2 protein-coding genes are annotated in these 1906 nt (G+C 41.6%); both read left to right on the top strand.

Annotated features, from left to right (window positions below):
- Window positions 1-256: 256 nt before the first annotated feature.
- Window positions 257-949 carry a chromophore lyase CpcT/CpeT gene (locus tag F6K53_RS38995; protein ID WP_293085245.1) on the top strand — a complete coding sequence of 231 codons (693 nt, stop codon included), beginning with the start codon at window positions 257-259 and terminating at the stop codon, window positions 947-949.
- Between the two features lie 104 nt (window positions 950-1053).
- On the top strand, window positions 1054-1242 hold the full coding sequence (locus F6K53_RS38990) for a hypothetical protein (RefSeq protein ID WP_293085242.1): 189 nt from the start codon (window positions 1054-1056) through the stop codon (window positions 1240-1242).
- The last annotated feature ends 664 nt before the right edge of the window (window positions 1243-1906 follow it).

Below are 1906 nucleotides of genomic sequence, written 5' to 3'. Positions count from 1 at the left end.
AGGTGCAGGTAAGTGAACTCAAGAACTGTTGGGGGGATTATATCAAATCTGGTAGCATCGGTTGACAACTTGCAATTGCCTCAATTGACTCTCTCCCCATCTCCCCATCTTCCCATCAATGTTTACAGTTGACGATGTAAACAGAAATAATATTAAACAATATTACTTTACACTCCTGCTAATCTTCGTCACCCCTTCAGGTAATATACTTGAACACAACTTTTGATAAAGAGTCTGCTGGGGTGTGAATGTAATCGTGAAGAACAATAGCCTTCGGACAGGGGTAGCGATCGCCTTTGGCGCGGCGAAGCCGATCGCTTTTTTGTGGATGGCAACAAGTACTGGTAATGCTGTTGCTGAATTAGTCATGATTGAGCAACAGGTTAAAGAGGTTGTGTCTCATCTAGTTGGGGTAATGGATACCTCGGCGCAAGCCAGAGCTAACCCAGATTCTCCTAATGTCCGCATCACCACCTGTACTGTCAACCTAGAGACTGTTGATGCTGGACTCAACCCTCCTAGATCTGTATTTCTGTATCAGGAACAAGCGCTTTCCAAACGCCTTAACTCTCCTTACCGACAGCGATTTTTGCGTATAGCTGTCAGTGAGAATGGCGAGAGTGTCGAATCTAGAGGGTTTAAGCCTCAAAACCCAAAAACGCTGATTGGTTTGTGCAATCAATCTGATCGGGAGCGAGTGATACCCTCAAATAACTTAGGTAAAGCGGTGTGCAGTGTATTTTTGAAGCCAGTGGGTGAGAACTACATCGGCCAGACACCAGAGGATGGTTGTCCAACTAACTACAGAGGAGCAGTTAGCATCACCAATACCATTATACTCCACAAAGAAGGTATGGATACCTTAGATCGGGGTTTTGATGCTGCTGGCAATTTGGTATGGGGCGCGAAAGATTTACCCTACCAGTTTCGTTGGGTGGAACCGCAGTAGAGCCTGTTGGTCAATTGCCTGATATCAAATTCGGTGCAATAACCATACTTCCTGGTGACCACAGCAGGGGAGCAGGGGAGCACTCAGCTATAAGCTATAAGCTTATGCGCTACGCGCACGCTACGCGAACAGCTATCAGCTATCAGCCATTAGCCTTGGCCATTCGCACCTCAAGCAGCGTGGCCACGCTACGGGAACAGTTTATGGGCTACACCCACGGTACTAGATCGGTGGTTTTGAATAAAATAAGCTGTTCGCGCAGCGTGAGCGAAAAGCTCACGGCTGACCGCTGACGGCTGACGGCTGACGGCTGACGGGGCGAGACAGAGCCGAATTTCACCATTGGTTCTTTTGCACAAAGGATTTAGGATGTCTATCGTTTATAAAAATTCATCAAAACTATAACGTTAGCTTTACCTAAATTTTATCAAACAATCTATTAACCCAATTAAAAATACTTCCACCAGTGTGGCACAAAAAAAGTTATGCCACACTGGCAACCTTGTGAGCCTTTAATAAGCCACTATACTAAGCAGTTAATCTCATTTAACTATCAGCAAAAACTCCCAAGCAATTAGTAAATATTTAGTAAACATTTAGTAAATATTTGGTAAAGCAATGGAATTAATCTTTCTAGTTATCTAGATATATTTAATTAAATCAATAAATCAATCAAAAATATGTCTTTAGTTGTATTTATTTTGATTTTTTATTTAGCTATACTAACCACCGATTTATAAAGTTAAGATAACTTACGCACCCAAACGTCTCAAACATCGGTACGGTAATTATATTTTCCCCTTTTTATGTTTACCGTTCCTTGTTATATGATCCGAAGCTTAATAGCTATTTACTGTGTATTTTTTAATAATTAACTGGATAATAAAAGATGACGAATAACTTATCAAATTGGTTACTAGGTCTGAGAAATCGCCACTTCTTACTCATTGATTTAAT

It is taken from the genome of Moorena sp. SIO4A1 (assembly GCF_010672065.1).
Lineage (GTDB): Bacteria > Cyanobacteriota > Cyanobacteriia > Cyanobacteriales > Coleofasciculaceae > Moorena.
Note: the sequence above shows the minus strand (reverse complement) of the source record. Positions and strands in the feature narration are given on the sequence as shown.